Below are 22,863 nucleotides of genomic sequence, written 5' to 3'. Positions count from 1 at the left end.
ACGCCTCCTAAGCCGCTGATAAGCGTGGCTGGAAGCGTCTTTATCAAAAATATTCAGCGCAAAGCGCGGACAGGCCTTGTTCGATAAGCTTGCCGTCATGAACTTCTCCATTGGTCACCGTGCGTCTGCGAGCCTTCGAACCATCGAATACGGGGCGGCAATCCAGCTTAGAAATTTACTTTTGAGCATCAAGAACAAACATTGATGCATCCTGACCCATAAATAGCTTGCTTCCTGTATAAAAGGTTCTGGATTGAATATTCCTATATCCTATTTTGGTCATCATGCCGGTTAGCTCCGCTTGATGAAATCCGTTATGAACGAGATCTGAAACTATGCTTTCATTTTTATCAAAATCTACGATCAGTATATGTCCGCCTTCATTTAGCACGTCCAATAACCTGGATAAAACCAATTCCACATCCGGAATATGAAGCAGGACCTGGGCCATAAAAATATAGTCTGCGTGAACATCCGTTAGACTATCCTTTTCCAAATCAAAGCACAAGGTATCTGCATTCGAAATATGAGGATCGGAAATTTTTTGCTTTATTTGATGAATCATATTCTGGGACGTATCCAGAAAAAGCATGGAATGAACATCGTTTAGCAAGTTCATTCCGACAAGCCCGGTTCCACAGCCAAAATCGATCGCGTTCTTACTTCTGGCATCAACTAAATATTCGCGGATGGCATCTGAGGATACCGCTGCAATGTGCACTCTTTCAGGAGTGTCATACAGGCTTGCAATCATTTCAAATTTATCGGTATTTCCCATTTAGAATCTCCCCGATCTGCCTTAATAAAAACCTGAGCTTCGAAACTTGTCTTTATTTCATCGTACCATAACTGATCTTCGGCACACAACGAAGGCGAGGATGCGCATACCGCGTGCGGTCGAAGAGGCTGAAACATTAGGCATTGCAGCCGGAGAGAGACGGTCGGTCCGGATACGCGCCACTCGCTTCCCATAGCGGCACTGCTCGGCTCTCTGCTGGTAACCCTTGCCGACTTGGCGGGACGTATTATCGTTCCTCCGCTGGAAATTCCGGCAGGCCTCATTACAGCGCTGATCGGAGCGCCTTATTTTCTCTATGTGCTGCTTAGGGACCGAACCGGCATGTGACCTGGCAGGGCCTGTTGCGGACGCGCTTCGGGGCGGAGCCGGAAAGGCTCCGTCTGTCACAGAATGGGGTACGAAAATTTGAATATAATGAGGGGGGATGAAGACGCCAGGGCAGCTGTTCAGGGGGGGCGATACCGGGCGCCGATGCCTTTTTCCGGAGATTCGGAAGCCGCATAAATTTATATTGACGGTCCCGCGAAACGGGAATAAGATAGCCTTATTCCATAACAACAAGGGCGGATGAATGACAGTGCAGGTAACCCCTCAAATTAAACGACTGCTTTTGATGAATGCTTCGTCCACGATCATTTTCAACTACATTGGTATTTTTGTGAATTTGTACATCTGGGAAAAGGAACGAAGCATTTTTGACGTTACCTGGTTCAATTTAATTATGTTCATCACCTGGAGCATGGCTTTCGCCGTCGGCTGCAGGCTCTTGTCGCGCTTCACGACCCGGGTGCTGATCCGAACTACGGCGATTTGCGGAGGCATCACCTTCGTGCTGCTTTCCTTCCTGGAGCTGGATGACCGGCTGCTGTGGATTGCGTGTATCGGCATGCCGATCGGCGTCATGTGGGGCTTCTATGCGTCGGCGCAAAATATTACGCTGTGCGTATTCGGAAAAGGCAAAGATTTCGAGGGCTATTTCTCTATCGCGAGCATTATCGGCCAGCTGGTTTCGATTGTGAACCCGATTGCGTTTGCTTTTATTATCAAATGGATCGGTTTTTCCGGCTCCTTTCTGCTGATGTTTCTCTTTGTAAGCGTTTTGCTGATCGTTTCATTCTTCATTCCTCCGATCACGCTGGCGGAGATCAAGGAACCGTTGTTCCGCCGGATGCGCTTCCAGCAGGTCTTCTCGACCAGCTCGTTGAAGTGGATGGTGCCGTCCTGCTTGTCTGCGGGCATTTTTTTGCAGTTCCAAGGGTTGTTTGCGCTGATCTTTACGTTCTCCGTTTCCGAGGATAAGCTGGTGATCGCCCTGCTCAATGTGATGTACGCTACTTCGACGATTATAGCTATGGTGCTGTATCGGCGCTTGAAGACGCGGGAGGGCGTCTGGTTAATGCTCGGCATGCTGTTCGTCTCCGCAGGCTTCCTGCTGCCGCTGCTGCCCAAAGCGCCTTTGCTGGTTGCCTCGAACATTTTAACGACGGTCGGCATGTTCTACTTCGGCACGATCTGGAATACGAGGCAGTTTAGAATCATCAGCAAGCATTCGGCGATAGAGCAGGCAAGAATCTTTCTGTGGCGGGAATGGATGCTCAATATCTCCCGTATTACATTGCTGGTGCTCACTTTATTCGTAGACGAATTGAGGGGGCCTGCATTTATCGGATTAATCGGGTTTGCGCTGGTGAATGCGCTGGTCATTCCCTGGTTCTCCCGCAAAGGAACGGAAGCCTTTGAGCTGGAGCAGCAGGGCGAAGGACAGACGTATCGAGCCGAACCGGCGCGTACGGTCTCGGATTCGCTTCCCGGCTGATCTCTTATAATAGTATGAGGAACTTGACCCCCAGGATGGCCTTAGAGGCTCTCCGGGGGTTTTTATGCGTTGTTCACGTTGTTCGTCCGAAGGGCTGCGGCGATGGAGGGTGACAAGAATCTGTTGTTGTGGAGCAACGTAAATATAGTGCACAAATGAGTAAAAATCGTAACCGGACACTTGGATGAATTGCCTTTATAGTAGTTCTATGAACGGAACTAACAAGAATGAGGTGAATCACCTTGGCAAAGAATGAAGTGAACGCCGTCAGGGCGAGTTCTTTTTCGGGGAAGCGGAGGTATTGGAACAACAGCCGCAAGGAGGCGCTGTTCGGCTGGCTGTTTCTGGCGCCGGAGCTCATCGGGATGATCGGACTCAGCGTATTCCCGATCGTTTTCTCTTTATACCTGAGCTTCTGCGAATGGAACCTGGTCGGGGGTTTGTCCACCATTCAGTTCGTAGGCTTGGACAACTTCGCTGCGCTGTTTCATGACGACAAATTTTATATGTCGCTAAAAAACAATTTTATTTATACGCTGCTCGTCGTGCCGGTCGGGATTTTTCTCGCGCTTATTTTATCGGTGCTGATCCATTCGCGGTCTACGGGCAGAGCTATTTTAAGGTTGCCTTCTTCATCCCGTACATTTCATCGATTATCGCCCTTGGAGCCGTATGGAGCGCTTTGTTCCATCCCTCGCAGGGGCCGATCAATCAATTTCTGATCAGCCTGGGCATCTCCGATCCGCCAAAATGGCTTGCAGATACGCATTATTCGCTGTACGCGATTATTATTATCGCCATCTGGGCGGCGCTTGGCTATCAGATGATAATATTTATCGCCGGCTTGTCCAACATACCCGACGAGCTGTATGAAGCGGCGAGCATCGACGGAGTAACTTCCGTTCAGCAATTTTTCAAAATTACGCTGCCGCTGCTGGGACCGACCACGTCGTTTCTGTTCATCACCACGCTGATGTCTTCGTTCAAGGTATTCGACCTGATAGCCTTCCTGACAGCGGGAAGGACCGAACAATTCATCTACCGTGCTGGTTTACCGTATCTACGAGGAAGGGTTCCAAAACTTCCGGATGGGCTACGCATCCGCCATTTCCTGGGTGCTGTTCCTGATCGTCGGCCTATTGACTTTATTGACATGGAAGCTTCGGAACAAGTCTTCGATGAGCTGACTTTGCGACAGAAAGGATGGAAAGAGATTGAATTCGACACGAATACAGTACGGCAAGCTGGTGACGACGGTCATTATGGGAGCCGTATCGGTTTTGTTCCTGATTCCGCTTCTATGGATGATATCCGCAGCTTCGAAATTGGAGAAGGATGTCATGACCTATCCGATTCAATGGATTCCGCCGGAATGGAACATTATCGAGAATTTTAAGGCCGTACGGCTGGCCAAGGTGCCGTTCTCCTTATTTTATTGGAATTCCGTCAAGCTGGCGTTCATTATGATGGTAGCCACCTTGATTTTCTCTTCCATGGCGGCCTATTCGTTGACCAAGCTGCAATACAAGGGACGCAGCTTTATGTTTGCCCTGCTGCTGTCGTTCATGATTATTCCGCAGGAAGCGACGCTGGTGCCAAGATATTTGCTGCTGAAATGGCTGCACCTGTACAATACGCACGCGGGCTTGATCCTGATGGGGATGTTCTCGATCTACTTCACTTTCCTGCTGCGTCAATTCATGATGGGCATCCACAACGAATTTATTGAAGCGGCCAAGATTGACGGAGCGGGACATTTTACAATTTACTGGAAAATCATGTTGCCCTTATGCAAACCGATTCTTGCGACGGTCGGTATCATCAAGTTCATCTGGAGCTGGAACGATTACCAGGGTCCGCTTATTTTTCTGATCAAGCAAAATTTGTATACGATTCCGCTCGGTGTACAGCTGTTCCGCAACGATTACGCGGACAACTATGCGGTGCTGATGATGGCTTCGCTGGCTGCGATCATCCCGCTGCTGATTATTTTTATCGTGCTGCAGAAGCAGGTTATCAAAGGCATAGCCCTTGGCGGTGTGAAGGGATAACGGGGGAGATGGCAGGTAGACATTGTGCACAAACAACTCAAAATCGTGCACAGCTATCTGCAGCGGACCCATGTATAATGAAACCGTAATTTATACCAAACATGTCATTGGGGGAATCGATATGAAAAAAATGAGTATCGTATTAAGCGGCATTTTGTTAACCTCAACCGTACTGAGCGCATGCGGAGCTCAAAATTCAGCGGCCGACAATACCTCTTCCGAGGGCTCCAAGGGACCGAGCCGGTTACGCTCAAATACTATAACTGGGACAGCGAGGTCTCGGCGGCAGCCACGAAGAAGCTGATCGAGAACTATCAGGCAAAGAACCCGAACGTGAAAGTGGAATCGGTTACACTGGTTCCGGGGAACTCGCTGGAAACGCTAAAAAAGCTGGATGTAACCATGTCTTCCGGTGAGCAGGTGGATGTCGTGTTATTCCCGAGTGTCGAAGAAACGATCGCCCGGTCGGCTCAAGGCGTACTGGCGCCGTTGGATGATTTCTACAAAAAGGATAATATCAATCCGGATGACGAGTATTACATCAATCCCCGGTACAAAGGGAAAACGTATGCGGCCATGAGCAATTCGTCCAACTGGCTGGTGCTGTTCAATGAAGACGCGCTCAAAGCGGCTAATCTTCCGGCACCGACGTTCGGCTGGACCTGGGACGATTTCCGCGATTATGCGAAGAAGCTGACCAAAGGGGATGGAGTGGGCAAGCAGTACGGAACCTACTTCCACACTTGGGGCGAATATACGAATATGATCGCTTACACCGATAAGAAGAACCCTTACTTGACAGCGGAGCTGAAGCCGCAGTTCGACGATCCTTCATTCAAGCAGTTTTTCGAAATGCGTAAAGCGATGGAAAAGGACGACAAATCGGCGAAGCCTTTGTCCGATGTGATCGGCGGGAAGCTGAGCTATGTCAGCGAGTATTTGAGCGGCAAAGCGGCTATGATGATCACGGGATCGTTTATGCTCGCTAACATCGGCGACACGAAGAAATATCCGCATGAGTTCAAAACCATCGCTGCGCCGCTGCCGCGCCCGTCCAAGGATTCCGACCCGGGCTTGACCAACATTGGCGGACAATACGCAGCTATTGCGCAAAGCTCCAAGCATAAGGATGAGGCATACAAGTTCATCCGCTATATGACGACGGAGCAGGAGGCGCGCGTAGAAACCTCCGGCTGGAAAAAAGCGGATGCGACGGCGCTTGTAGAGAAGCTGTACGGCGCCAATAAAAACCTGATTGATCTTCCATCCGTCACGACCACATTGTATGATAAGAAGGTAAAGACCTCGGTATCCTCCGATATCGCCGTGTCGTACGGAAGCCAGCTGAAAAAGGTGATGGAAGACGGCATGAGCAAGTTCCTGCTTGACGGGGCGCCGATAGAAGAGGTTCAAAAGTGGATGATGACCGAAGGGGATAAAATCATTAAACAAAATACGAAGTAATTCAATAGGTATGGGCAGGATGGAAGTTTGCGTCCTGTCCATCTATGTGTCTCTTCATTATACAAAAGAACGCCATTCCCTCTTCGGGACAAGGCGTCAAAGGAAGATAAGCCTATGCGGCAGCTTTTTCGCTTTTCATTTTATTGGCGTATCCAGCTATCGTTTCTTCTGTTAATCCTGCTGCCTACCTTGGCGGTATCGCTGTACAGCTACTCACTCATCAAGGACAATGTCACGGGGAAGATCAAGCTTAGCAACGAATCCGTGCTGGCCTTAATGACGAAGGACTTGACGAAAATGATCGACGATCTTACGTTTGCTTCCAACTTTTTCGTTCAGGATCTGAATGTCCGCTCCCGCCTTCGCACCTTCAAGGATGTAGAACGGATCGAAACCTCGAAGGACGCCGACAACTATATGCAGATCCGCGATTTTTTCAGCCTGGTCTCCGCCAAAACGATGAACAACGACATACAGATGTTTATCGCCAATAACAGCGGGTTTATTATCCAGGCCTCGGACTCTGTCATCATCAGTCCTGAGCAAATTGTCAGCTAATACAACTCCGTGAAGCCGCTGGTGGACCCGGCTCAACCGAATGTGATTCAATGGCTGGGCACTTCGGGACCGCCGGACGACCGGATTTATTTTATGTCCAGGGTCATTCGCGACCCGTCCGATTATGTCTACCTCGGCACCTTGTTCATCGGTATTCCGGAAGCGTACTTCCATAAGTTTTTTCAGCAGCTTCAGTCCGGACAATATGCGCTGTTCGACCAGGAGGGTACGCTAATTACCGGGGAAGGAAGCCTCAATCTGCTGCCCGCTGACGACAGCCAGGCCCGCATCCGGAATGTGATGCATATCCCGAAGGCGAACTGGACCCTTGTTTTTGAGACGCCGGCGTCAGCGGTAACGGGGCAGATTTCCCGGACTTTTTATTGGTCCTTGCTGATCGTCTTCCCCTGCTTTATCATGTTCTGGCTCGTGTCCATCATACTTGGCAAGCGGCTGCACCGGCCGATCCGGCTGCTGCAGCGGGGCGTGAAGCAGATTGGGGAAGGCAACCGGAACGTCCGTTTTCCGTCGGAGGGCGGCGATGAGATTGCCGAGCTGGGAAGAACGCTGAACGAAATGCTGGAGCAAATAAATATGCTCATTCATAATATCGAGCAAGAGCAAGAGCAGATGAGAATGATGGAGCTGCAGGCTTTATTTTCACAAATTCGCCCGCATTTTCTGCTCAATACGCTCAATTCGATTAAATGCAACTTAAGCCTGGCGGACGATCCCGTCCACAGCCGTCAAATCGACTCGCTGATGAGTCTGCTTCGAGCCTATATGAAAATCAACGAGCCTTCGACACTGCAGAGCGAGTGCAGGCTGCTGGCCCATTACGTGGAAATTATGCAGATGCGCAATGAAATCGAGCTTGATTTCAAGGTACAGGTCGAGGAGGAGCTGCTCGAAATGGAGCTGCCCAAGCTGCTGCTGCAGCCGCTGGTCGAGAACGCCTTCGTCCACGGTTTTTCCGAGGAGCTGCTGCTTCCGAGACTTGGTATTGAAGCCTGCAGATCCGGTGAATGGATTGAAATCCGGGTATTCAACAACGGCGCCGGACTTGAAGAAGAGAAAATTGCGGCTCTCAATGCCTGGATGCAGGGAGAGAGCGGCAGCACAAGCCCCTATCCGCGAATCGGTCTTCGCAATGTGCTTGACCGGCTGCGGCTGACGTACGGGCCGGCAGCGGGCTTGAGCTTGCAGAACAACAAGGACGGGGGATTGACCGTTACGGTACGAATACCCGGCGGAGCGGCACAAGTACGCTTAGGAGGTTAGCGCATGTTCAAGGTCATGCTGGTGGACGACGATGTTCCCATGCTGAAATACTTGTCCAAATTAATATCTTGGGACGGACTGAATGCCGAAATCGTCTGCACCGCCCAATCCGGCAAAAGGGCCCTCCAGCGGTTTCAGGAGACAAGCCCGGACCTGGTTATTACGGATATCGGCATGCCGCAAATGGACGGTCTGGAGCTCTCCGCCGAGCTGCAAAAGCTTAAACCGGGGGTTCGGATTATTTTCCTCACCTGCCATGAGGAATTTCATTATGCCCGCAAGGCGGTATAGCTCGCAGCGGACGATTATTTGATCAAAGACGAATTGACAGCCGAACAGCTGGAGAAGAGCGTCAATAAATCGCTTCAGGAGCTGCATGGGGAGCTCGAACAGAAGGATGAGCTGGCTTACAGGAAAGATATGCTGAAAAACAAGGAAATCTGGAAGCGGCAATTTTCCAAACAGCTGCTCGGCTCGAATAACCCGGAGGAAATTATGGAGAGCGCCCGCAGGCTCGGCATCGAGTGGCGTCATTCCCATTTTATGCTGGCGATGGGCTGCTTGAATTATGCTTCTTTCCCCCGGAAGTACCGGTACTCGGACTCCTTTCTCATGCTCTACGGCATTTCCAATATCGCCGGCGAGCTGGTCTGCGATGGGCTTACCGTCACGACGCTGACGGATTCGGAATCGAGATTTCTGTGCGTGGCGAATTTTCAGCCGGATTTGCACCGGGATACGGTGCTGCTGTTCGACCGGTATTTGGCTTCGCTGAAGAGCAAGATCCGCGAATTTCTGAAAATCGATGTCTCGATAGTTTATTCGCCTCCGTTCAAAGGGGGAGAGCAGACGAAGAAGCAGTACGGCAAATTAATGAGATGGAACAAGCAGGCGTTTTACTCGTCCGACCGGTTCGGCATGCTGCCTGCCTTCGAAACGAGGATGTGGCCGCAGGAGGTGCACGGGATCGTAAGCTCCGAGTGGGAACGGATTGCGGCTGCGTTTAAAGAACGGGACGAGGCGTCGGTATTTCAGGCACTGGATGAGCTGCAGGCGAAGGCGATGCAGTATCAGCCCGACCCCGAGGAGCTCCTCTCCAAATGCTCTCAATGGATTCGCGTGCTGGAGCTCGAAGGAAACCATCCGGGCGATGACGTGTTCCACAGCTGCTTGAAGAAGTGTACAAGGCTCGATGAGGTGATCGAAGTTCTTCGCATGAAGCTTCAGGATCTGATTCAGGCAGGGCAGGCGAACCGGATGATCAAAAGCCCCAAGCTGCGCCAAATCGAGAAATATATAACCGACCGGCTGTCGGATAATATTACCCTTATCGATATGGCTAACCATTTAAACCTGAACTCGAGCTACTTCTCCCGTTATTTCAAGCAGGAGACCGGGATGAATTTTACCGACTATGTTCACAGCTTCAAGATGAAGCTTGCCTGCTCGCTGCTCAAGGAGAAGCAGGAGAGTATCGAAATGATCGCCTTCCGTCTGGGGTATATGGAGCGCACCTATTTCTCGAAGGTATTTAAAAAGTATGTCGGTATCAGCCCGAAGGACTACGAGGCCACTGAAAAAGTCCGTTAATGAAAAGGTACAGACTCTCAATATTTTGAGGGCGCTGTGCCTTTTTTCTTGTATACTTTAAAGTAATACGTCGGAAGGGTGAAGACCATGTTCCAGCCTCAACTTTCTTTTGCATTAAGCCCATACACAGCGCTATATGACCTCATCGTGCCGAAAGACAACATGCTACGCCAGATAAATGAGCTGGTTGACTTCTCCTTCGTCTACGACGAATTGAAAGCTAACTACTGTTTGGACAACGGCCGTAACGCCATCGATCCGTTGCGGATGTTTAAATATCTGCTTCTGAAAGCTATTTTCGAGGTGTCGGACGTGGATCTGGTCGAGCGCTCCCGGTACGATATGTCTTTTAAATACTTCCTTCAGATGGCTCCGGAAGAAGCCGTCATCGACCCGAGCTCCCTTACGAAGTTCCGCAAGTTGCGGTTAAAAAACATGGATCTGCTGGATCTGCTCATCGGCAAGACAGTTGAACTAGCTACTGCGCAAGGGATTTTAACGAGCACCTCCATCATCGTGGACGCGACGCATACAAAAGCCCGTTATAACCAGAAATCACCGAGGGAGATTTTACAGGACCGTTCCCGCAAATTGCGAAAAGCCATCTACTCTATCGACGAATCGCTGAAGGGGAAGCTACCTGCCAAGAACGCCGTGGATACGCTCGAGGCCGAGATCGACTATTGCCAGAAGCTCATCGAGGTTACCGAAACCGGGCTTGGTATCGCCCAACTGCCTAAGATTACAGAACCGTTGAATCTGCTAAAAGAGACCGTCGAGGATGACATAGAACAACTGCGCATCTCGCAAGATCAGGATGCGCGCGTCGGCCACAAGAGTGCAGATTCCTCGTTTTTTGGCTATAAGACGCATATTGCCATGAGTGAGGAACGAATCATTACGGCGGCAATTGTAACGACCGGAGAGAAGAACGATGGCAAGCAGTTGCAATCGCTCATCGAGAAAAGCAAGGCTGCGGGCATGGATGTAAAGACGGTAATTGGCGATATGGCCTATTCGGAAAAAGAAAACATCGCATACAGCAAGGAAAATCAGATTGAACTCGTCTCCCGGCTTAACCCACAAATCACCCAGGGTATGCGCAAAAAGGAAGATGAATTCGAATTCAATAAAGATGCAGGCATGTATGTATGCAAGGCAGGCCATATGGCGATTCGGAAAGCGCGGACAGGAAAAAAGGGAATCAGCAAAAACCAAAAGGACACTTACTATTTCGATGTGGAGCTATGCAAACGATGCCCCTTCAAAGAAGGATGCTACAAGGAGGGCTCTAAAAGTAAAACGTACTCGGTGAGCATTAAATCCGGGGAGCACGCCGAGCAGATGGCATTCCAGGAAACGGAGTATTTCAAAGAGAAGGCGAAAGAACGGTACAAGATCGAGGCCAAAAACAGCGAACTTAAGCACCGGCACGGGTACGACGTAGCCACGTCCTCGGGTCTGTTAGGCATGCAGATACAAGGAGCTATGGCCATATTCGCAGTAAACTTAAAGCGGATATTGAAACTGGCTGACTAAAAAATAGCGTAAAGCCCTATGAAAAATGCGGTACCCTCCGAGAAAATCGGAACAGGTGCCGCATTTTTTTCGCCTAACGCCTGGACTCACCGAAAAAACGTAAGTTCTTCAGTGGCCTCAAGGACTACCGGTAGCGTTTTTTTACAATACACTCTAAAAAAAAGACAATCTATTGCGAATGAAATTCAAGTATAATAGATGATGGATTTCTTTATTCTGAAAGTGGAAGAGGCAGCAACTATTCTGAACGATTCGGGAGGATGGAATATGAGCAACATTGGTGTATGGGAAAATGCGGAGCCGGGCGTCAAACGCAAAATTTTCGAACCGGGCGAAACCATTATGATGATGGAAGTTCATTTTGAAGCCAACGCGGAAGGCTATGTGCACAGCCACCTGCATGAACAGCTTTCATACTGTATCAAAGGAAAGCTCGAATTTACGATCGACGGCGAGAAACGCGTTATCGGACAAGGGGAAACCATTTACATCCCTAGCGGGGCGAAGCACGGCGCACTGGCGCTGGAGCCGAGCATTTTGTTGGATACGTTTACACCGGTCCGCGAGGACTTGGTCAAGCGTTAAGAACACGCGGCCGAACGAATAGGGTTCACATGAAAAAAAGACCGTGTCGGCCTTTGTCGGCTGAACCGGTCTTCTTCTTGCTGCCGCCGGGGAGCGGGGCATCGCTGCACCGAATTAAATATCGGTGAAATGAATGGCTCCCACGATCTGCTCCAAAAAGTGGGTCAGTTCGACCGCTTCCTCTTCGGTCAATTTGTATACGTGCTCGATATAGCCTTCCTCCTGCAAATCGTCGGGGCCGATTACGGCCGTGCGGCCGCTCTGCAGGTCGGTTACCATCTTTTTACCGTAAAAGCGGTTTGTATTCGTAATGGCCAGATCGAAACGGCGCATCGATTCGCCCACCAAACAGACAAAGCGGGTCGTCGTTTCCTCGGTAGAGTCGTATAAATAGTCAAATTCGGACATCCGTTTCACACTCCGTTCTATAATTGCATCTGTCGTAACCTGATTATACATTAATATATGCAGCCCGGCAAAAGACTTCCATCAATATTTCGTGTCAGAACATTTTCATTTGTCGACAAACATGATAGAATTTATAGAATGATAGAACCACGATAAATGATGATATCTAAATACATCCTACAGGGAGGCCTTCCAGTCCTATGTCTAAGCCAAAAATGAGAAGTGACATGATTAAAAAAGGTTTCGACCGTGCTCCCCACCGCAGCTTGCTGCGTGCAGCCGGCGTGAAGGAAGAAGATTTCGACAAACCGTTTATTGCGGTATGCAACTCTTATATTGATATCGTTCCCGGTCATGTTCACTTGCAGGAATTCGGTAAAATTGTTAAAGAAGCGATCCGCGAAGCCGGCGGCGTTCCTTTCGAGTTCAATACGATCGGCGTAGACGACGGTATTGCAATGGGTCACATCGGTATGCGCTATTCGCTGCCAAGCCGTGAGATTATTGCCGATTCCTTGGAGACGGTTGTTTCCGCTCACTGGTTTGACGGTATGGTATGTATCCCGAACTGCGATAAAATTACGCCGGGCATGATGATGGGCGCGCTTCGCGTCAACATTCCGACGATGTTCGTCAGCGGCGGACCGATGAAAGCCGGCAGAACAAGCGACGGCCGCGCGATTTCCCTGACTTCCGTATTCGAAGGCGTAGGCGCTTATCAGGTTGGTAAAATCGATGAGAAAAGCCTGCTCGAGCTTGAGCAATACGGCTGCCCGACTTGCGGTTCCTGTTCAGGTATGTTCACAGCCAACTCGATGAACTGCCTGGCGGAAGGCTTAGGTCTTGCGCTTCCTGGTAACGGTACGATTCTGGCGGTTTCTCCGGAACGTAAGGAATTCGTTAAACGCTCCGCCAAGCAATTGATGGAATTGATCAAGCTGGACATCAAGCCTCGCGATATCGTAACCATGGAAGCCATCGACAATGCTTTCGCATTGGATATGGCGATGGGCGGTTCCACGAATACCGTTCTTCACACATTGGCTCTGGCGCACGAAGCCGGCTTCGAGTACCCGATCGAACGGATCAACGAAGTGGCCAACCGCGTGCCGCATCTGGCCAAAATCGCTCCTGCCTCCGATTACCATATCGAGGATGTGCACAATGCCGGCGGCGTGAGCGCGATCATTAACGAGCTGCTCAAAAAACCGGACGCATTGAACGGCGACTGCATCACCGTAACAGGCAAAACGCTTCGCGAGAACGTAGCGGGCTGCGAAATTTTGGACAAGGATGTTATCCATCCGCTGGACAACCCTCATTCCGAGCGCGGCGGCTTGGCCGTATTGTTCGGTAACCTGGCGCCAAGAGGCTCTATCATTAAAGTAGGCGCGGTTGATAAATCCGTAGGCGGCTACCATAAAGGTTCGGCCATCTGCTTCGATTCCCAGGAAGATGCGCTGTACGGAATCGCTAACGGCCATGTTAAAGAAGGCCATGTCGTTGTTATCCGCTATGAAGGTCGCTAAGGGCGGACCGGGTATGCCGGAAATGCTGGCTCCAACCTCGCAAATCGTAGGTATGGGTCTCGGCGCCAAAGTCGGTCTGATCACCGACGGACGTTTCTCCGGCGCATCCCGCGGTATTTCCATCGGCCATATCTCTCCGGAAGCGGCTGAAGGCGGCCCGATCGCTTTCGTTGAAGACGGCGACATTATCGAGCTGGACTTGGAGAACCGTACGATCAACCTGGAGATCTCTGACGAGGAATTCGAGAAACGCAGAGCGAACTGGAAAGGCTTCGAGCCAAAAGTAACGTCAGGCTACCTGGCTCGTTATTCCAAGCTGGTTACAAACGCAAGCACCGGCGGCGTCATGAAAGTGTAATGATTCAAGGATAGAGAACGGCAGTGAGGAACAGTGATGCTCCTCCTGCCGTTTTTTTTGGACATATCAGAATTTATAACTTTTCGGGGTCCCCGTAAAGTACCTGAGTCCGCTTCGAAGCCTAAGCCCCACTTTGTAGGGGTGTTTGTCGTCGTTCACTCATCCCGGTTCACGAACTTGTCGTCTTCTCCGGGATAATCGCGGTATAGTCCTTCATGGAGTTCACGGTTTTCGTAAGCGAAACGGTTTTGCGGCCGTTGGGACTCACGCCATGGCGTGCTTTTGCCGAGCGATTCGGTCATTTTGCTGGCCCCGTAAGGCCCCTCGGGAAATTCCTCTGCAATGAGATCGTTTCTCTGCGATTCGACACTTTTCACATCGGTGTACTTATGCCGATCCTCTTCGATAAATCCTTCCTGATTGTCGTTCGGACACATGAGCTGAACCTCCTTTCCAAAGCAATGAAATGAACGGCTAGCAGATCATGAATAGGATTCCCCGGACGGATTCGTTTATCCGCTAAGGCATTCCGATCGAATGCTTGCGATAACAGCAAATGCAGCTTTATAGGCTAAAAAGGTTGAACATCGCTTGTCCGTATGGTAAAATGGAAATAATTTCAATCCGATGGAGGAAGCACCTCTCTTACCTAGTGTAGGGGAGGTGTTTTTTGGCGTTGGGTTGAATAATCCGCCAAGGAGGGATGCTGGCATGAATATGTTGTTTCTGAACAGTTTGGAGAAGAAGGTGGGGGAAGATCGGGTTCGAAGCGCGCAGGTATCCATAGGTGAAAGCAAGGGAAGATGGTTTGTCGCCTGGCAGGAAACGAAAGAGGACGGAGAGCTGCATCATGAGGACTGGTTCGAAGGTCCCGGCTGGGAAGAAATGCTGAACGTATTTCGGGAGCAGCTGCTGACCAAACAGAGCGATGGCTTCAAGCCGGTGCTCGATGTTGTCATGCTGCCGGAGGTGGCAGCCTTGGACAGCCGGTCCGCCTATGTCCAAATGATCCAGTATTACAGTGAATTCCATGCGGACGAGACCTTGTACGAGGAATTACGTCAATGGAGACTCAAGCAGGCGAATAAAGAAGGGCGTGCGCCTTTTCTGGTGGCAACGAACCGGCTGCTGCGGATGATCAGCACGTTCCTGCCGCAGACGCTGGAGGAGCTCAGGCAGCTGCCCGGACTGGGCAGCAATAAAGCAGCGCAGTACGGCGAGGAGCTGCTGGCGTTGACGAGCAAGTATCCTCAGCTCCGGCCGTTTCCGTTGGAATGGGTGGAGAGCGAGGTTAATCCGGTGCAGTTCAATGCTTGGCTGCAGCATGAGAAAGACCGTAAGCGTCAGGCGGAGCGGAGCAAGCAGGAGCTGAAGCGCAGACTGCTGGAAGCCATCTCGCGCGGAGATAGCTTGGAAGCCGTGCGGGAACAGACGCAGCTTCAGCGCAGGGAAGTTATGCTTTCGATTGAGGAGCTGGACCGTGAGGGCTATGACCTGGAGCCGTACATCGAGTCGATGCTGAAGGAAATCCCCGCCGAAGAACAGGAAATCGCCTGGGCTGCCTTCGAGCTGCAGGGGGCCCGGTATTTGAAGCCGATCCTGCAGACGCTGTACAGTAACCAGGGAGAGATGGACGCTCTGGAAAAAGACCGGATTTATGAATGGCTCCGGCTGCTGAGAATGAAATTCCGCCGCGTTCAAGGAGCAAGAAGGCCTGAGGCGGGTTAAGGAAGCGGCCTGCCGATGGGCAGTGTAGTCGTCAAAAAAGAACCGGACCGGCACATTTTGCTGCCGATCCGGTTTCCTGTTACTTAACCACCAGCACCGGGATTTTGGCATGCTGGACGATTTCATTGCTGACGCTGCCGAGCAGCAGCTCCTTGAAGGTACCTAAGCCGCGGCTGCCGACGATAAGCAGCTCGAACCCGTTAGCTTCCGCATAATCCAGAATAACACGGGCCGGCGGACCTCCCTCGAGCAGACGAGCCGTAGCCATCGGGTACCGGACGATGGCCTGCCTGGCTTCTTCCGTAATGGCTTCCGCCGCTTCATACAGCTCGTTCTGCACTATAGCCGGATTTGTCACGAGCGCGTCTCCGAGCACGGCTGCGGCGATTTGATAGACATGGATAACCTCGAGGATGGAATCCTCGAAGATCCGCTTGATGCCGATCGCTTCGTCCAATGCATGCTTGGCCGTTTCCGAGCCGTCGTAGGCCACTACAATTTTCCGAAACATGGCTATCACCCCACTGTATCAATTTAGATTCATTACCCGAAATGGCCAAGCCTTGAATCAGGCAGGCCCCGTCGGCAGAAATTCCAGTTACGCGCTGCGGCATTGCTGGCAACGGGCTGGATTTTCCACCCAAGGCGGCCTGTCCCAAGCAAGCTCAAGCTTCAGGCTCAAGTAAGCTTAGTCAGCAGCACAAAGGCCCTGTTTCATCGTCATGGAGACGAATCACAGGGCCTTTGTTTATTATAGAGGGTTCGTTCATAGCCAATCCTTCTTCCGGAACAGGAAAAACATCGATAATCCGACAACGACCATAAACAGCAGGACGGTAATATCACCGTATTCCCAGTGCATACCGGGGATATTCTCGAAGTTCATTCCGTAAATGCCGGTAATGAACGTCAGCGGCATGAAGATGGTAGTCAGTGCCGTAAATACGCGCATGATTTCGTTCGCCCGGTTGGCGACGCTCGATTGATAGGCTTCTCGTAAGTTCCCCATCAAATCGCGGAATGTATCGAAGGTTTCCGAAATTTTGACGGCATTTTCATAAATGTCGCCGAAATATTTTTTCAGCTGCTCGCTGATCAGCCGAAGCTCTTTCTTATGCAGCGTAGCAATAACTTCCTTTTGCGGGACGAGTACTTTTTTGAGCCATAAAATTTCGCTTCGCAGCCCGATGATTTCATTCAGATGCGTTTTCTTCGTGTGCATCAGAATGTCCTCTTCCAGCTTCTCGATTTTGGCTTCGATCCGATCCCCGACGTTCGTATAATTATCGACGACCAAGTCGATCAAGTGGTAAAGAAACCGGTCGGAGGTCGTAACCTCCTCTTCCCACAGAATAGGCTTCAGAGCACGGAGCTCGTTAATTTTTTGCCTTGTTACGGTAATGATGTAATGTCTGCCGAGAAATATGTTCAGCGCTCTCAGAAAGATCTCTTCATCGTCAAACCGGATGCTGTTCACCACAATAAAATAATTCGTATCGTAAAGCTCAATTTTCGGACGCTGTTCCTCTTCGGTTAAGCAGTCCTCCACGGCCAGTTCATGAAGATGGAATAAGGGCTGTAAGATGACCAAATCCTCCACATCGGCATCGATCCAGTAAAAACCGTGCGCCGGTGGGTCCATGGTTTGCGTAATATCCTCTACTAATGTGAAAATGCCGTCCTGTACCAAGCGTGCTTTCATCTGCTCCACCCCTTCACATGTTTGGATCGTGAGGAATACAGACAGAAAGAAGCGTCGCGGTTCGCTGCAGGACGGCACCCTATAAGAATAAATAACGGAAAAGCACGGGGCCCCCATGGGATCCGACCGGCCTTCTCGGATCAGGAATAAAATAAATGGGTAAAAGCAAGGTCCGGTGCATTCGAATCGCCGGCGATCAGACGTCGGTATTCCAAACGAATATTCGGTTGTAGTTGAACGTAGATGCTACTCCTCGGGTCTCCGTCCATTCGTTTGCTGCACCCCTTTGCAAGTGTTGTCGAAATCACTTGTCTAGTATAACCCCTCAATTTCCACTTAAGCAAGGGGCAAGTGCCTATTTTCTTTAAAATGATTGGAGCCGCGGAATGGACACGCTGCACAGCTTATTTACCCATATCATGCCCCAAAAACAAAAATTGGCCGAGCATAATTGCTTGACGGCTTTCCGGTTTTCGTATACATTATTACTAAGTAACATCCAAACCGAATATTAAGATTCAAACTCTTATCAAGAGCAGGTGGAGGGACTAGCCCGATGATACCCGGCAACCGACAAACCTTTGTCTAACGCGTTACTCGCGGGAGATAAGGAATGCACGGTGCTAAATCTTGCGGAGGCGTTAAGCTTCTGAGAGATGAGAGAGGACATTTGTTTAAATGACAAGGCCTTTCTCGTGTGCGCGCGAAAGGCCTTTTTTAGTGCCTTTTTGCGGGAAAATTACGACCTACACAAAAGGAGTGACTGTCCGATGCCTATTAAAATTCCCGATCATTTGCCCGCCAAAGAGATTTTAACGAACGAGAACATATTCGTCATGTCCGAAACGGAAGCCTATCACCAGGATATTCGTCCGCTTCGCATAGCCATATTGAACCTGATGCCGACGAAAGAGACGACGGAGACGCAGATTTTGCGTTTGATCGGCAACACTCCTGTACAGGTAGAGTTCGTCCTGCTGCATCCGAAAACTCATACCTCCAAAAATACGTCTCCGGAGCATCTGGAGCAATTTTATAAGACGTTCGACGATGTAAGGAACGAAAGATTCGACGGCATGATCATTACAGGTGCTCCTGTGGAGCAGCTTGATTTCGAAGACGTGTATTACTGGGATGAATTGAAACAGATTATGGACTGGAGCAACCGCAACGTGACCTCCACGCTGCATATTTGCTGGGCGGCTCAAGCCGGCCTGTACCACCATTTCGGCGTGCCGAAATATTCGCTTGATCAAAAGGTGTTCGGCGTGTTTCCCCATATGATAACGAAGCACAATGTGAAGCTGCTTCGCGGCTTTGACGAAATGTTCTTCGTGCCCCAATCGCGGCACACGGAAGTACGGCGGGAGGATATCGAGAACATTGCCGAGCTGGAGATTTTGTCCGAATCGCCGGAGGCGGGCGTTTACATCGTCGGCACCAAGGACGGCAAACATATTTTTGTTACGGGCCATTCCGAATATGATGCGTGTACACTGAAATACGAGTATGACCGCGACGTCAACAAAGGGCTGGATATTGCCGTTCCCAAAAATTATTATCCGAACGACGACCCTACCAAAGAACCGCTTGTCTCGTGGCGCGCCCATGCCAACCTGCTGTTCTCCAACTGGTTGAACTATTATGTATACCAAGAGACCCCGTACGATTTGCACAAGGAGGAGTATTCCATATGAGTGAGCAGTCCAGGAATGATTTGAAAATTGAGAGCCGGTTGGCTCAGATCGGATCGATACAGGAGCCTGTAACAGGTGCGGTCAGCTTCCCGATCTACCAAGCGACGGCGTTCCGGCATCCTAAGCTCGGGCAAAGCACGGGCTTCGATTACGCCCGCACCAAGAGCCCGACGAGAAAAGTGCTCGAGGACGCCATCGCTCAGCTGGAATCGGGTGATGCCGGCTTTGCCTGCAGCTCGGGAATGGCGGCGCTGCAAACGATCTTCGCTCTGTTCAGCCAAGGCGATCATCTGATCGTTTCCCTGGACTTGTACGGCGGCACTTACCGACTACTTGAAAAAATCATGTCCCGTTTCGGCGTAACGGCCACTTATGTGGACACGAATGATCTGGATGCTCTTGAATCGCACTACCGGCCGAACACGAAAGCGGTTGTGATCGAAACGCCGACGAACCCGCTGATGATGATCACGGACCTGGAAAAGGTTTGTGCCTGGGCCAAGAAGAAAAACATCTTGTCCATCGTTGATAACACGCTGCTGACACCGTTCTTCCAGCGTCCGATTGAGCTGGGCGCCGATGTGGTCATTCACAGCGCTACCAAATATTTGGGCGGTCACAACGACGTGCTGGCCGGCCTGATTGTAACCAAAGGCAAGGAATTATCCGAGCAGATGGCGTTTTTACATAACTCCATCGGCGCGGTATTGAACCCGCAGGACAGCTGGCTGTTGATGCGCGGCATGAAGACGCTGGCGATCCGGATGGAGCGCCATCAATACAATGCGACCCGTATGGCAAGCTTCCTTCAAACGCACCCGCAGGTGGAGTCCGTCTACTACCCGGGGCTGGAAAGCCACCCGAATTATGATGTTCAAAGCAGGCAATCGTCCGGCAACACCGGTATTTTCTCATTTAAAGTGAACGATGCCCGCTTGATCGAGCCGATTCTCCGCCATATTGAGCTCATTGCCTTCGCGGAAAGCTTGGGCGGCGTGGAGTCTCTGATGACATATCCGGCGGTACAGACACATGCGGATATTCCGGAAGAAATCCGCCGCCAGATCGGCGTCGACGACCGTCTGCTGCGGTTCTCCGTCGGCATCGAGCACATCGAAGACCTGATTGCCGATCTGTCCCGGGCTATCGCGCTGGCGCAGGCAGAGATTGAGGGGGTCTAGATAACGATGGCCGGACCTACCCGCACTCACGCATCCAGACAATTCGCAACGAAATTGATTCATTTCGGCAAAGAAATCGATCCGGCTACCGGCGCCTCCAGTACGCCGATTTACCAGGCATCGACGTTCCATCAAGCGGACGTCGATGCGAATCAGCCGTATGATTATACCCGTTCGGGCAATCCGACCCGTCAAGCGCTGGAAGATTATATCGCGCTGCTCGAAGGCGGCACCCGCGGCTTTGCCTTCGCTTCCGGCATGGCGGCCATTTCGGCGGCCTTCATGCTGCTGTCGGCAGGCGACCACGTCATTTGTACCGAAGACGTTTACGGTGGCACTTATCGCTTGCTCAGCACGATCATGACTCGAATGAACGTGGAAACCACGTTTGTCGACATGACTGATTTGGACAAGGTAAAGGCTGCATTGAAGCCGAATACGAAGGTTGTTTATATGGAAACGCCGTCGAACCCGACACTGAGAATAACCGATATTGGAGCCGTAACGGCTTGGGCCAAAGAGCATGACCTGCTCACGATGGTCGATAACACGTTCATGACTCCTTATCACCAGCGTCCGATCGAGTTGGGTGTAGATATTGTGCTGCACAGCGCCACCAAATTTTTGGGCGGCCACAGCGACGTGACGGCAGGCTTGGCCGTAGTCGCCAACGATCGCATCGGGCAGCAGATGAAGGCAGTGCAGAACGGACTCGGCACCATTCTCGGCGTCTCCGATTCCTGGCTGCTGATGCGCGGAATGAAGACGCTCCAGAACCGTATGGAAGCGCATGAAATCAGCGCCAAACGTCTGGCGTCGTGGCTTGCTGCGCATCCTGCCGTAGGACGCGTCTACTATCCCGGCCTGGAGTCCCACCCGGGGCGTGACATTCATGAGAAGCAGTCGCTCGGGTACGGAGCGGTCGTTTCTTTCGATGTCGGCTCCGAAGAACGGGCCAAGCAGGTGCTCGCCAAGGTGCAGATTCCGCTTGTTGCCGTGAGCCTCGGAGCGGTCGAAAGTATTTTATCGTATCCTGCTATGATGTCTCATGCCGCGATGCCTAGAGAGGTCAGGCTGGAGCGGGGCATTACGGACGGACTGATCCGTTATTCCGTCGGGCTTGAGAATATCGACGACTTGCTCGAGGACCTGGAGCAGGCGCTGCAAGGCTGAAGCTGACGGGCGTGCACGACGCAGAGCACGAATTTCCAATGAAGTCATATCGGAGCCGATGAGGAGGCAGATGCCGCCCAGCGGCTCTTTCTCTATGCTGTGAGGAGCGAAAAAGGAGTGTATGGGGCAGGACCAATATTTCACAACTTCTTGAACAGCCTCTTTTTTAATGACGAAGTCGGGCGTTTGTGGTACGATGATTTTATGAGTTTTTTCGTGTACTAAATAGATTGTGAAAAGAAGCACAAAGGAGTGTTCTATATGAGTTCCATCGACGGCATTTTGGACCGTGCTTTGGCCGGCAACCGGATTAGCGTAGAGGATTGCATTCGATTATATGAATCCGATGAAATAGAAAAGATGGGGCATGTCGCCAATCAGATCATGCTCAGGTTCCATCCGGAACCGATCACTACGTTTGTGGTCGGACGTAATATTAACTATACGAACATTTGTGATGTTTACTGTCGGTTCTGTGCATTTTACCGTGCGCCTGGCTCCAGCGAGGGCTATGTGCTGCCGGACGAGACGATTTTCCAGAAAATCCAGGAAACGCTCGACGTGAACGGAACGGAAATTTTGATGCAGGGCGGCACGAACCCCAACCTGCCTTTCACGTATTACACGGACCTGCTCCGCGAAATCAAGAAGCGTTTCAATATTACGATGCATTCCTTCTCTCCGGCTGAGATTCTGAAGATGAAGGAAGTATCGAACGGACTTTCCCTGGAGGAAGTGGTTCGTGAGCTTCATGCCGCAGGACTGGACTCGCTGCCGGGCGGCGGCGGTGAAATTCTGGACGACCGTACGCGGAGGAAGATCAGCCGGAAGAAAGGCTCGTGGCGCGATTGGATGGACGTCATGCAGACGGCGCACCGCATAGGCATGTCGACCACCGCCACCATGGTTATCGGCTTCGGCGAATCGATGGAGGAGCGTGCCCTTCATTTGCTGCGCGTACGCGAGGCTCAAGACGAGTGCATTGCGAACGGCTATAAGTCGCCTGGCTTCCTTGCTTTTATTTCCTGGACGTTCCAGCCGGACAACACGAACCTGAAGGCTGAGAAGCTCGGTCCAGGACGAGTACCTGAAAAATGTGGCGATCAGCCGCATCATGCTCGACAATATTCCGAATTTCCAATCCTCGTGGGTGACGATGGGGCCGGAGGTCGGCAAAAAATCGCTTCATTACGGCTGCAACGATTTCGGCAGCACTATGATTGAAGAGAATGTCGTCTCGGCAGCAGGAACGACGCATAAGGTCAATATCGGCTCGACGCTGCAGCTGATCCGCGAGGCAGGCAAAATCCCGGCGCAGCGCAACACGCGCTACGAAATTCTTCGTATGTTCGACGATCTGGACGAGAGAGTCGAGAAAGATTTTATTATGCAAAACTAAACATC

The 22,863-nt window shown here is 51.1% G+C and carries 19 protein-coding genes, 3 pseudogenes and 1 riboswitch; of the genes and pseudogenes, 17 read left to right on the top strand and 5 right to left on the bottom strand.

Going from position 1 to position 22,863, the window contains the following annotated elements:
- Window positions 1–175 precede the first annotated feature (175 nt).
- The gene (locus tag ACHHV8_RS26465; protein ID WP_395162364.1) at window positions 176–778 is read right to left on the bottom strand and encodes a class I SAM-dependent methyltransferase; all 603 of its coding nucleotides are present in this window, start codon (window positions 776–778) and stop codon (window positions 176–178) included.
- Between the two features lie 135 nt (window positions 779–913).
- Between ACHHV8_RS26465 and ACHHV8_RS26460 the strand changes: the two genes are divergently transcribed.
- From ACHHV8_RS26460 to ACHHV8_RS26410, 11 genes and pseudogenes are all read left to right on the top strand, one after another.
- Window positions 914–1,126: an iron chelate uptake ABC transporter family permease subunit gene (locus ACHHV8_RS26460; protein WP_395163636.1), complete on the top strand. Its 213-nt coding sequence runs from the start codon at window positions 914–916 to the stop codon at window positions 1,124–1,126.
- Window positions 1,127–1,370: 244 nt separating this feature from the next.
- Entirely contained in the window at window positions 1,371–2,615 is a 1,245-nt protein-coding gene (locus tag ACHHV8_RS26455; protein WP_395162363.1) for an MFS transporter, read from the top strand.
- Window positions 2,616–2,872: 257 nt separating this feature from the next.
- A pseudogene (locus tag ACHHV8_RS26450) lies at window positions 2,873–3,802 on the top strand (carbohydrate ABC transporter permease).
- A 75-nt stretch (window positions 3,803–3,877) separates the two neighbouring features.
- Window positions 3,878–4,666: a carbohydrate ABC transporter permease gene (locus tag ACHHV8_RS26445; protein ID WP_395163635.1), complete on the top strand. Its 789-nt coding sequence runs from the start codon at window positions 3,878–3,880 to the stop codon at window positions 4,664–4,666.
- A gap of 180 nt (window positions 4,667–4,846) precedes the next feature.
- Window positions 4,847–6,130, top strand: coding sequence for an ABC transporter substrate-binding protein (locus tag ACHHV8_RS26440; protein ID WP_395162362.1), 1,284 nt, complete (start codon window positions 4,847–4,849; stop codon window positions 6,128–6,130).
- A 114-nt stretch (window positions 6,131–6,244) separates the two neighbouring features.
- Window positions 6,245–6,688: a hypothetical protein gene (locus ACHHV8_RS26435; RefSeq protein ID WP_395162361.1), complete on the top strand. Its 444-nt coding sequence runs from the start codon at window positions 6,245–6,247 to the stop codon at window positions 6,686–6,688.
- Between the two features lie 9 nt (window positions 6,689–6,697).
- Entirely contained in the window at window positions 6,698–7,969 is a 1,272-nt protein-coding gene (locus tag ACHHV8_RS26430) for a sensor histidine kinase (RefSeq protein WP_395162360.1), read from the top strand.
- Window positions 7,970–7,972: 3 nt separating this feature from the next.
- A complete protein-coding gene (locus ACHHV8_RS26425) occupies window positions 7,973–8,260 on the top strand; it encodes a response regulator (RefSeq protein WP_395162359.1) in 288 nt (95 codons plus the stop codon).
- An 18-nt stretch (window positions 8,261–8,278) separates the two neighbouring features.
- Entirely contained in the window at window positions 8,279–9,559 is a 1,281-nt protein-coding gene (locus tag ACHHV8_RS26420; protein WP_395162358.1) for a helix-turn-helix domain-containing protein, read from the top strand.
- 87 nt (window positions 9,560–9,646) lie between these two features.
- Window positions 9,647–11,098, top strand: a complete 1,452-nt coding sequence (locus ACHHV8_RS26415; RefSeq protein ID WP_395155790.1) for an IS1182 family transposase — start codon at window positions 9,647–9,649, stop codon at window positions 11,096–11,098.
- Between the two features lie 267 nt (window positions 11,099–11,365).
- The gene (locus ACHHV8_RS26410; RefSeq protein WP_395162357.1) at window positions 11,366–11,683 is read left to right on the top strand and encodes a cupin domain-containing protein; all 318 of its coding nucleotides are present in this window, start codon (window positions 11,366–11,368) and stop codon (window positions 11,681–11,683) included.
- 114 nt (window positions 11,684–11,797) lie between these two features.
- On the opposite strand, the gene ACHHV8_RS26405 is transcribed toward ACHHV8_RS26410, so the two are convergent.
- Entirely contained in the window at window positions 11,798–12,091 is a 294-nt protein-coding gene (locus ACHHV8_RS26405) for a DUF3055 domain-containing protein (RefSeq protein ID WP_395162356.1), read from the bottom strand.
- Window positions 12,092–12,291: 200 nt separating this feature from the next.
- On the opposite strand from ACHHV8_RS26405, the pseudogene ilvD reads away from it, so the two are divergent.
- Window positions 12,292–13,978: pseudogene (ilvD, locus tag ACHHV8_RS26400) on the top strand (dihydroxy-acid dehydratase).
- Between the two features lie 155 nt (window positions 13,979–14,133).
- Here the strand turns inward: ilvD and ACHHV8_RS26395 are convergent.
- Complete coding sequence (locus ACHHV8_RS26395; protein ID WP_395162355.1) at window positions 14,134–14,415, bottom strand: hypothetical protein; 282 nt, start codon at window positions 14,413–14,415, stop codon at window positions 14,134–14,136.
- 274 nt (window positions 14,416–14,689) lie between these two features.
- Between ACHHV8_RS26395 and ACHHV8_RS26390 the strand changes: the two genes are divergently transcribed.
- Window positions 14,690–15,706, top strand: coding sequence for an HRDC domain-containing protein (locus ACHHV8_RS26390; protein WP_395162354.1), 1,017 nt, complete (start codon window positions 14,690–14,692; stop codon window positions 15,704–15,706).
- A 79-nt stretch (window positions 15,707–15,785) separates the two neighbouring features.
- On the opposite strand, the gene ACHHV8_RS26385 is transcribed toward ACHHV8_RS26390, so the two are convergent.
- Together ACHHV8_RS26385 and corA are read right to left on the bottom strand one after the other, a co-directional pair.
- Window positions 15,786–16,217 (bottom strand): universal stress protein, encoded by a 432-nt coding sequence (locus ACHHV8_RS26385; protein ID WP_395162353.1) that lies wholly within the window; start codon window positions 16,215–16,217, stop codon window positions 15,786–15,788.
- A gap of 255 nt (window positions 16,218–16,472) precedes the next feature.
- On the bottom strand, window positions 16,473–17,408 hold the full coding sequence (gene corA, locus ACHHV8_RS26380; RefSeq protein ID WP_395162352.1) for a magnesium/cobalt transporter CorA: 936 nt from the start codon (window positions 17,406–17,408) through the stop codon (window positions 16,473–16,475).
- A gap of 523 nt (window positions 17,409–17,931) precedes the next feature.
- Window positions 17,932–18,071, top strand: a riboswitch (SAM riboswitch).
- Window positions 18,072–18,178: 107 nt separating this feature from the next.
- On the opposite strand from corA, the gene metA reads away from it, so the two are divergent.
- The 4 genes and pseudogenes from metA to mqnC all read left to right on the top strand — a co-directional run bounded on the left by metA (window position 18,179) and on the right by mqnC (window position 22,858).
- A complete protein-coding gene (metA, locus tag ACHHV8_RS26375) occupies window positions 18,179–19,105 on the top strand; it encodes a homoserine O-acetyltransferase MetA (RefSeq protein ID WP_395162351.1) in 927 nt (308 codons plus the stop codon).
- Window positions 19,102–20,286 carry an aminotransferase class I/II-fold pyridoxal phosphate-dependent enzyme gene (locus tag ACHHV8_RS26370; RefSeq protein WP_395162350.1) on the top strand — a complete coding sequence of 395 codons (1,185 nt, stop codon included), beginning with the start codon at window positions 19,102–19,104 and terminating at the stop codon, window positions 20,284–20,286. Before metA ends, ACHHV8_RS26370 begins: the two co-directional genes overlap by 4 nt.
- 6 nt (window positions 20,287–20,292) lie before the next feature.
- Entirely contained in the window at window positions 20,293–21,459 is a 1,167-nt protein-coding gene (locus ACHHV8_RS26365; protein ID WP_395162349.1) for an aminotransferase class V-fold PLP-dependent enzyme, read from the top strand.
- Window positions 21,460–21,720: 261 nt separating this feature from the next.
- A pseudogene (gene mqnC / locus ACHHV8_RS26360) lies at window positions 21,721–22,858 on the top strand (cyclic dehypoxanthinyl futalosine synthase).
- The last annotated feature ends 5 nt before the right edge of the window (window positions 22,859–22,863 follow it).

The organism is Paenibacillus sp. TAB_01 (assembly GCF_043945595.1).
Classification (GTDB): Bacteria; Bacillota; Bacilli; order Paenibacillales; family NBRC-103111; genus Paenibacillus_S.
The sequence above is the reverse complement of the archived record's forward strand: the minus strand, read 5'-3'. Positions and strand labels throughout refer to the sequence as shown.

Coding starts and splice junctions, on each gene's coding strand:
- ACHHV8_RS26385 (WP_395162353.1), bottom strand. CDS start 16,217: ATGTTTCGGAAAATTGTAGTGGCCTACGACGGCTCGGAAACGGCCAAG.
- ACHHV8_RS26410 (WP_395162357.1), top strand. CDS start 11,366: ATGAGCAACATTGGTGTATGGGAAAATGCGGAGCCGGGCGTCAAACGC.
- ACHHV8_RS26365 (WP_395162349.1), top strand. CDS start 20,293: ATGGCCGGACCTACCCGCACTCACGCATCCAGACAATTCGCAACGAAA.
- ACHHV8_RS26425 (WP_395162359.1), top strand. CDS start 7,973: ATGTTCAAGGTCATGCTGGTGGACGACGATGTTCCCATGCTGAAATAC.
- ACHHV8_RS26415 (WP_395155790.1), top strand. CDS start 9,647: ATGTTCCAGCCTCAACTTTCTTTTGCATTAAGCCCATACACAGCGCTA.
- ACHHV8_RS26390 (WP_395162354.1), top strand. CDS start 14,690: ATGAATATGTTGTTTCTGAACAGTTTGGAGAAGAAGGTGGGGGAAGAT.
- ACHHV8_RS26465 (WP_395162364.1), bottom strand. CDS start 778: ATGGGAAATACCGATAAATTTGAAATGATTGCAAGCCTGTATGACACT.
- ACHHV8_RS26370 (WP_395162350.1), top strand. CDS start 19,102: ATGAGTGAGCAGTCCAGGAATGATTTGAAAATTGAGAGCCGGTTGGCT.
- ACHHV8_RS26445 (WP_395163635.1), top strand. CDS start 3,878: ATGGGAGCCGTATCGGTTTTGTTCCTGATTCCGCTTCTATGGATGATA.
- ACHHV8_RS26435 (WP_395162361.1), top strand. CDS start 6,245: ATGCGGCAGCTTTTTCGCTTTTCATTTTATTGGCGTATCCAGCTATCG.
- ACHHV8_RS26395 (WP_395162355.1), bottom strand. CDS start 14,415: ATGTGTCCGAACGACAATCAGGAAGGATTTATCGAAGAGGATCGGCAT.
- metA (WP_395162351.1), top strand. CDS start 18,179: ATGCCTATTAAAATTCCCGATCATTTGCCCGCCAAAGAGATTTTAACG.
- corA (WP_395162352.1), bottom strand. CDS start 17,408: ATGAAAGCACGCTTGGTACAGGACGGCATTTTCACATTAGTAGAGGAT.
- ACHHV8_RS26405 (WP_395162356.1), bottom strand. CDS start 12,091: ATGTCCGAATTTGACTATTTATACGACTCTACCGAGGAAACGACGACC.
- ACHHV8_RS26455 (WP_395162363.1), top strand. CDS start 1,371: ATGACAGTGCAGGTAACCCCTCAAATTAAACGACTGCTTTTGATGAAT.
- ACHHV8_RS26440 (WP_395162362.1), top strand. CDS start 4,847: ATGCGGAGCTCAAAATTCAGCGGCCGACAATACCTCTTCCGAGGGCTC.